The sequence below is a fragment of the Streptomyces sp. NPDC057638 genome (genome assembly GCF_042800315.1).
GTDB lineage: Bacteria > Actinomycetota > Actinomycetes > Streptomycetales > Streptomycetaceae > Streptomyces.
Genome location: NZ_JBHVHF010000064.1, coordinates 24,152 through 31,415, shown reverse-complemented (window position 1 = coordinate 31,415; position 7,264 = coordinate 24,152). Strand labels below are relative to the sequence as shown.

Here is a 7,264-nt window from a genome sequence, read left to right as displayed (position 1 = left end):
ACGTTGTCGGGAGGATGCTCCCCAGGGGAGAACCCGGGGGTGCGGGCAGCGGCCCGTACACCAGGAATGTCAGGGCCGACCCGGTGGTCGGCCCTGACCGGGGGCCGACTCCGCGGAACCGTTTCACGGGACAGGAACGTCTAGGTGCGTGTGCAGCGTGAGAGTACGCGCGGCGATGCCGCGATCCGGGTGCGCCGGGTGGGGGTCGTCCTCCTCCTCGCGCATCTGCTGAGCGTCGGCTGGCTGACGCTGCGCCCGCTGGACGTGCCCTGGGTGACGGCGCCCAATCTGGAGCTGTTCGCCGGGATCAGGGCCCAGTTGGAGCTGGGGCCCGCCGAGGCGGTCCGGCGGATCGGCGGCGGGCTGCTGCTGCTCGCCCCGCTGGGGGTGCTGCTGCCGATGGCCGGGGGGCGGGTGTGGGCCTCCCCGGTGGCCTCCCTGGTGCGCACGGTCACCGCCGGGGCGCTGCTCTCGCTGCTGATCGAGCTGGCCCAGACGGGTGTGCCCGGCCGGGTACTGGACGTGGACACCCCTCTGCTCAACACGGTCGGGGTGGCGCTGGCGCACCTTCTCGTCGTCCCGGCGTCCCGGGCCCGGCTGCGGCGGCGGTACGCGCCCCCGCCGCCGGGACGCGTGGACACCACCGTCAGGGAGGAGCACCCGCAAGGGTCGACCCCGACGATATCCAGGGTTGGTATCACCCCTTAGAGCGATGCTTGTCCCACTTCGCCGGGCGACGATGGAGTCATCGAACTCCGTATGGTTCTGCGAAGGAGCCCACCATGGCCGCACTGGTCCGCCCCCGCGAAGGACGCATGATCGGTGGTGTGTGCGCGGCGCTGGCGCGGCGCTTCCACACGTCAGCCGCCACGGTCCGGGTCGTCTTCCTCGTCTCGTGTCTGCTGCCGGGACCCCAGTTCCTGCTCTACGCGGCGCTGTGGCTGCTGCTGCCCGGACCGGGCCGCGCCGCCAAGAACGCCTGGTGACGGCCGGACGGGAAGACGGACGAAGAGTGCGGACGGCAGACGGATGACAAGGGGCGCGCCCTCCTCCCAGGGGAGGAGAGCGCGCCCCTTTCGGGTGGTGAGCGCCGGGGGCCTGTGCCGTTCGAGGGGGAAGGGGACGGCGGGACGGCCGCCGGGCGCGCGCCGGGGGGCGGCGGGTCAGGCGCCGAGGCCGCCACCGAGGCCGGTGAGTCCGCCGAGCAGCGGCAGACCCTGGGTGACCTGGCCCACCGGCAGTCCGCCGAGCAGTGATCCCAGCAGGTCCTTCGGGGCCTCGGGCTGGGTGGCCTTCTGGGTGGCGCCCTGGAGGGTCTCCGGCGCGGTGGCCAGACCCTGGGTGACGGCGGTCTGCGCCCCGGCGAGGGCCTGCGGCGCCGTGGAGGTCAGGGCGGAGAGGGCCTGCGGTCCCGCCGGGACGAGCTGGGCGACGGAGTTGAGGGAGCCGGCGGAGTCGGGGAGGGGGGCGGGCGCGGCTGCCGCCGTACCCGCGCAGGCGGCGGCGAAGGCGGCACCGAGGACGGCGGTACCGAGCGTCTTGGCGGCGGTGTGCTTCATCAGGTCTTCCTTGCGGAGTGAGCGGATTCGAGCGAGAGCTGTCGGTGGTGCGGTGGTGCGGGATCCGGCCACGGCGAGAACGCCGGGGCGGGAGAGCGGGAAGGCCGGGGCGGAGACGGCGGAGTGGCCGCCCGTGTCCGGAGTAGGGCTCGGGGAGCGCGCGGACGAGGTCGGGCCCGGCCGGGAGGCCGGGCGATGAGCCGGGATGAGCCGGGATGACGACGAGAGAGGACGAGAGGAGGGGCGGTCAGCGGAAAGTCAGGACAGGTGCGTGCGAAACACCGGAAAAGGAAAGAGCGGTTCTGCAAGGTAGCCATCGCGCCGGGGGCGGGGCAAACACCTCGGGACGGCGGGGTGTTGACACCTCCGGTCGGCCCCCCATTCGTACGACCATCACTCCACGGACGGCAAAGGGCTGGTCGCGACGGTCTGCTGGAACAGCCATTCGGATTTCAGCTCGGCATATCCGGGCTTGATGACGTCATTGATCATGGCCAGCCGTTCATCGAAAGGAATGAAGGCGGACTTCATGGCATTGACGGTGAACCACTGGAGGTCGTCGAGGGTGTAGCCGAATGTCTCCACGAGGTGCTCGAACTCGCGCGAGAGGCTGGTGCCGCTCATCAGCCGGTTGTCGGTGCTGACGGTGACGCGGAAGTGCAGCCGCCGCAGCAGGCCGATGGGGTGGTCGGCGTAGGAGGAGGCGGCGCCGGTCTGGAGGTTGGAGGTGGGGCAGAGTTCGAGCGGGACGCGCTTGTCACGGACGTAGGCGGCGAGTCGGCCGAGATGGACCCCGCCGTCGTCGGCGACCTCGATGTCATCGATGATCCGCACCCCGTGACCGAGCCGGTCGGCGCCGCACCACTGGAGCGCCTGCCAGATGGAGGGCAGCCCGAACGCCTCGCCCGCGTGGATGGTGAAGTGGTTGTTCTCCCGCTTGAGGTACTCGAAGGCGTCGAGGTGGCGGGTGGGCGGGAAGCCCGCCTCGGCACCCGCGATGTCGAAGCCGACGACGCCCTGGTCGCGGTAGCGGTTGGCCAGTTCCGCGATCTCCAGCGAGCGGGCCGCGTGCCGCATGGCGGTGAGCAGGGCGCCCACCCGGATCCGGCGCCCGTTCTCGCGGGCGAGCCGCTCCCCGGCGCGGAAGCCCTCGTTGACCGCCTCCACGACCTCCTCCAGGGTCAGCCCGCGCTCCAGGTGCTGCTCGGGCGCGTAGCGCACCTCCGCGTAGACGACACCGTCCTCGGCGAGGTCCTCCACGCACTCGGCGGCGACGCGGGCGAGCGCACCGGGTGTCTGCATCACGGCGCAGGTGTGGACGAACGTCTCCAGATAGCGCTCCAGGGAGCCGGAGTCGGCGTCCTCGTGGATGCGCCGGCCGAGGCGGTCGGGCTCGGTCTCGGGCAGACCGCCATAGCCGGTCGCGGCGGCGATCTCGATCATCGTCCCGGGGCGCAGACCGCCGTCGAGATGATCGTGGAGCAGCACCTTGGGGGCCCGGCGGATCTGGTCCGCGCCGGGTGTGGCCGGGATCGTGTGGGTCATCGCCGCTCCTCAGCGCGGGGTCAGCGGCCCGGAGGCCACCCGCTCGCTCTGTAACAGTGATCGCGCGTACGGATGGCGTACACCCCGGCGTCTGACACTGTTCTGCCATGGCACACCGTGCACTGCCCCCGTGGCGGGGCCGTTCGGGCGATCGTGAGGCGGCAGAGGTGAACCGGTGAACCGCAGCGCCAGGCTGGGCCGGAGGTACGGCGGCGGGTCCGCCGGGCCCGCCACGCCCGCCGACGGCGGGGTGGCGGGGGTGGTGCTGGTCCTCCCCGACGGGGAGGCGGAGTCCCCGCGCGGGCCCTCCCGTCTCGCGTACGCCAGGACCCTGCCGCTCGGCCGCGCGCTGGCGCGGGCGGGGCGCGCGGACGGGCTGCTGGTGCACCCCGTGCACTACGCCGTACGGGGGTGGAACGGCCCGGAGGCACGGCTCGCGGCGGACGCGCTGTGGGCGGCGGACGAGGTGACACGCCGCTATGGCGACGTACCGGTCTGTCTGGCGGGTCACGGCTTCGGCGGGCGGGCGGCGCTGCGGGCGGCGGACCATCCGGCGGTGACCTCGGTGCTGGCGATGGCGCCATGGCTGCCATGGGACACCACGGAGGGCGAGGAGCCGGTACGGCAGCTCGCGGGGCGGCGGGTCCTGATCGTGCACGGCACCAATGACGCGCGGACCGCGCCGGACCTCTCCTACCGGCTGGCGGAGCGGGCGAAGAAGGTGAACCGCGATATATGCCGCTTCGAGGTCCACACCGACGGGAACGCGCTGCGGCAGCACCACGCCGAGGTGCTCGCGCTGGCGGTCGACTTCGTCCTCGGGTCGCTCTTCCCCCACCCCTTCTCCCGGCCGGTGGCCGACGCGCTGGCGGCGCCGCCGCCGCTGGGGCTGCGGATGCCGCTCGCGGCGGGCTTCGGGCGCTCGCTGCGGCCGTAGGGCGGGTCCGCCGCCCCGTGGGCTCCAGGGCGCCGCGTCCGCCGCTCCTGGGCCCTGTCCGGGCGCTCGCCGGGCCCGCGACGAGAGCTACGGCGCTTCTCCCCCTGGGCCTTCGGCCCGGGCGGGGGTACCCCACCCCCTCGGCCCTCGTGGGCCCGGGGAAACCCCACCCCCACGACCCACACGGACCCGAGAAGACCCCACGCGTCTGACGCCGCGCGCTGATCTTCGAAGATCACCCGGACCGGACCTGATGCCGGCAGGGCTTTCTCCGCGGCCGCAGGGCATCGCGGCAGGGGCGTGCCCGCTCCCCGGGGCCGCGCCTGAGGGCAGGGGCTCGGGCCGCCGCCAGGGTGGTTGCCTCGCGGGCGTCTCCTCGGGGGCGCGGCGGCCGTCCCGCCCCGCGTGGTGGACCAGGGCGCGATGCCTCGCGCGGCGCGGGGCGCCCGCCCAGGGGCGGTGTGCGAGCGTTCCGGTGGCGGGATGAGATGCCGCGTGCCGGTCCGCCGGGGTGCTCCGCGTGCCGGGGTGGTCAGCCTCTCGTCCCTGGGGGGTGCTCTCCGCGCCTCGCAGGCCCCGCGTACGGGGAGCGGCCCGTACCCGATGCCCCGCACCCGCCCGGGTCAGCCGGGCAGCAGGTGGCCGCGGCGGGAGAGGAGGAACTTCTTGAAGGCGGCGACGGGCGCGGTGTCCGGATGGCCGTCGAGCCAGGCGACCCCGATCTCGCGGACCGCCCGGGGGGCGGTCACGGTGAGTTCCACGACCCCCGGCCGCGCCACGGCGGGCGGGGGCAGCAGCGCCACCCCGAGGCCCGCCGCGACCAGTCCGCGCAGGGTCTCCGCCTCCTCACCCTCGAACGCGACCCGGGGGGTGAACCCCGCCTGGGCGCAGAGGGCGTCGGTGATCCGCCGCAGTCCATAGCCCGGCTCCAGGCTCACGAAGACCTCCTCGGCGGCCTCGGCGAGCCGGATGCGGCGCCGGGAGGCGAGCCGGTGGTCGTCGGGGACGACGAGGCGCAGCCGCTGCTCGTCCAGCCGCCGGGCGACCAGATCGGGCGCGTCGGGCACGGGTGAGGTGAGACAGAGGTCGAGTTCCCCGGTGCGCAGCCCGCCGAGCATCGCCTCGCCGTGGTTCTGCACCAGGGTGAAGCGGACCCGGGGGTGGTCGGCGCGGAAGGCGCGCAGCAGTCCGGGCACGGTCTCGGAGCCCATGGTGTGCAGAAAGCCGAAGGCCACCTTCCCGGCACGGGGGTCGGCGTCGGCGCGGACGGTCTCGGCGGCCCGCTCGATCTCGCCGATGGCGCGCTCCACGGCGCCGAGGAAGGCGCGCCCGGCGGGGGTGAGCGAGACCGTGCGGCCCTTGCGGGCGAAGAGGGTCACCCCGAGATCGCGCTCCAGCCGGACCATGGCCCGGGAGAGGGTCGACTGGGGTACCCCCATCTCCAGCGCGGCGCGGGTGACGTGCTCCTGGCGGGCGACCCCGGCGAAGTACGCGAGGCGGGGCGCAAGCAGCAAGGCCATGTCATCTACGTAACTGTCCTGTGACAGGCGAGGCTGTGAGCTGCGTTCATGCTGCATGGGAACGATTATCGCCGTTTCATGCATTGGACGCATGAGAAATGCGCCCGTACGTTCGAAACATGCCTGCTGCCAGTACCAAGGCGTCCACCACCGTGGGCGCCGCCTCCGCCATCGCCGCCGACTCCCCCACCCCCGAGCCGCACGCCCCCGGCACCTCCGCCTACCGCCGCATGTGCGTGGCGCTCTTCGCGGCCGGTGTGGCGGCCTTCGCCCTCCTCTACTCCACGCAGGCCCTGCTGCCCGCCGTCTCCGCCGACTTCGGTGTGAGCGCGTCGGCGGCGAGTTGGACGGTCTCCGCCGCGACGGGCGCCCTGGCACTGTTCGTCCTGCCGCTGAGCGCGCTCTCCGAGCGGTTCGGACGGCGCACCCTGATGACGGTGTCGCTGACGGTCGCGGTCGCCGTCGGCCTCCTGGTGCCCCTCGCGCCCAGCCTGGAGTGGCTGGTGGCGCTGCGCGCGATCCAGGGTGCCGCGCTGGCCGGGCTGCCCGCCTCCGCGATGGCCTATCTGGCGGAGGAGGTGCGGCCCCGGGCCCTGGTCGGCGCGATCGGCCTCTTCGTCGCGGGCAACAGCATCGGCGGCATGAGCGGCCGGATCGTCACCGGCTGGGCCGCCCAGCTCTGGGGCTGGCGCGCGGGTCTGCTGGCCGTCGGCGTGCTGGCGCTGCTGGGCGCGGTCGCCTTCCGGCTGCTGCTGCCCGCGCCGCGCCGCTTCACCCCGGGCACCCTCAGCCCGCGGGCGCTCGCGGCGACCGTGCGCGGCCATCTCGCCGACCCCCTGCTGGTGCGCCTGTACGCGATCGGCGCGCTCTTCATGATGGTCTTCGGCGCGGTGTACACGGTGATCGGGTACCGGCTCGCCGAGGAGCCGTTCGGGCTGCCGCAGGGCGTCATCGGCTCGATCTTCCTGGTCTACCTGGTCGGGACCGTCTCCTCCGCCGCGGCCGGACGGCTCGTCGGCAAGCTGGGGCGGCGCGGCGCGCTCTACCTCGCGGTGACCACCACGGCGGCCGGACTGCTGCTGTCGCTCGCCGAGACCCTCTCCGCCGTCCTGCTCGGCCTGGTGCTGATCACGGCGGGCTTCTTCGCCGGGCACGCGGTCGCCTCCTCCTCGGTCAGCCGCACCGCCACCACGGGCCGCGCCCAGGCCTCCGCCCTCTACCAGTCCGCCTACTACCTCGGCAGCAGCGTCGGCGGCACCCTCGGCGCCATCGCCTTCCACTCCGGCGGCTGGGCGGGCACGGTGGCCCTCGCCCTGCTCTCCGTCCTCGGCGTCGTCTCGATCACGCTGTACGGGACGAAGGTGGCCCGCGCCCAGCGGCGCAGCCTGGTGGTGCGGACCGGCGCATAGCACCGGTAGCCACTCGCTGACCCTTCCGACGGGCCCTCACCCCTTCGGGGGTGTCGGACGTGGGGTGTCCGACGGAGAACGCGCCGCCTATAGCGGCGCGTTCGTCGTGGACGCGCGTGGGTGGCGGGGCCGTCGGGGCGGCCGGTGCGGGCACTCGCCGACCCGCGGGGACCTCGTCTCCGTACGGGCGCCGGGGCGCACGGCGCGATCACGGTACGGACAGGCCCTTGCGCGCCGTGTTACGGGTTCGATACACGGTTGCCTACAACCGCCGCACCGCGAGACCGGTCCTCC

General features: G+C 73.9%; 7 protein-coding genes. 4 read left to right on the top strand and 3 right to left on the bottom strand.

The annotated features are described in order from the left end of the window. Positions 1–144: 144 nt before the first annotated feature. A complete protein-coding gene (locus tag ACFVIM_RS12300) occupies positions 145–708 on the top strand; it encodes a VanZ family protein (protein ID WP_384300624.1) in 564 nt (187 codons plus the stop codon). A gap of 74 nt (positions 709–782) precedes the next feature. Then, on the top strand, positions 783–986 hold the full coding sequence (locus ACFVIM_RS12295; protein ID WP_384300623.1) for a PspC domain-containing protein: 204 nt from the start codon (positions 783–785) through the stop codon (positions 984–986). A gap of 177 nt (positions 987–1,163) precedes the next feature. Here the strand turns inward: ACFVIM_RS12295 and ACFVIM_RS12290 are convergent, their stop codons facing one another. Together ACFVIM_RS12290 and ACFVIM_RS12285 are read right to left on the bottom strand one after the other, a co-directional pair. Next, on the bottom strand, positions 1,164–1,559 hold the full coding sequence (locus ACFVIM_RS12290; protein WP_384300622.1) for an ATP-binding protein: 396 nt from the start codon (positions 1,557–1,559) through the stop codon (positions 1,164–1,166). Between the two features lie 393 nt (positions 1,560–1,952). Next, positions 1,953–3,104 carry an adenosine deaminase gene (locus tag ACFVIM_RS12285; protein ID WP_384300621.1) on the bottom strand — a complete coding sequence of 384 codons (1,152 nt, stop codon included), beginning with the start codon at positions 3,102–3,104 and terminating at the stop codon, positions 1,953–1,955. A 259-nt stretch (positions 3,105–3,363) separates the two neighbouring features. On the opposite strand from ACFVIM_RS12285, the gene ACFVIM_RS12280 reads away from it, so the two are divergent. Further along, complete coding sequence (locus ACFVIM_RS12280; RefSeq protein ID WP_384300628.1) at positions 3,364–4,041, top strand: alpha/beta hydrolase; 678 nt, start codon at positions 3,364–3,366, stop codon at positions 4,039–4,041. Between the two features lie 623 nt (positions 4,042–4,664). Here the strand turns inward: ACFVIM_RS12280 and ACFVIM_RS12275 are convergent. After that, positions 4,665–5,618 (bottom strand): LysR family transcriptional regulator, encoded by a 954-nt coding sequence (locus ACFVIM_RS12275; protein ID WP_384300620.1) that lies wholly within the window; start codon positions 5,616–5,618, stop codon positions 4,665–4,667. A 62-nt stretch (positions 5,619–5,680) separates the two neighbouring features. Between ACFVIM_RS12275 and ACFVIM_RS12270 the strand changes: the two genes are divergently transcribed. After that, positions 5,681–6,970 carry an MFS transporter gene (locus ACFVIM_RS12270; protein ID WP_384300619.1) on the top strand — a complete coding sequence of 430 codons (1,290 nt, stop codon included), beginning with the start codon at positions 5,681–5,683 and terminating at the stop codon, positions 6,968–6,970. Positions 6,971–7,264: the final 294 nt, after the last annotated feature.

Bases quoted from the DNA above. Each gene is read 5' to 3' on its own strand.
- ACFVIM_RS12295 (WP_384300623.1), top strand. From the start codon at position 783: ATGGCCGCACTGGTCCGCCCCCGCGAAGGACGCATGATCGGTGGTGTG.
- ACFVIM_RS12290 (WP_384300622.1), bottom strand. From the start codon at position 1,559: ATGAAGCACACCGCCGCCAAGACGCTCGGTACCGCCGTCCTCGGTGCC.
- ACFVIM_RS12285 (WP_384300621.1), bottom strand. From the start codon at position 3,104: ATGACCCACACGATCCCGGCCACACCCGGCGCGGACCAGATCCGCCGG.
- ACFVIM_RS12275 (WP_384300620.1), bottom strand. From the start codon at position 5,618: ATGCAGCATGAACGCAGCTCACAGCCTCGCCTGTCACAGGACAGTTAC.
- ACFVIM_RS12270 (WP_384300619.1), top strand. From the start codon at position 5,681: ATGCCTGCTGCCAGTACCAAGGCGTCCACCACCGTGGGCGCCGCCTCC.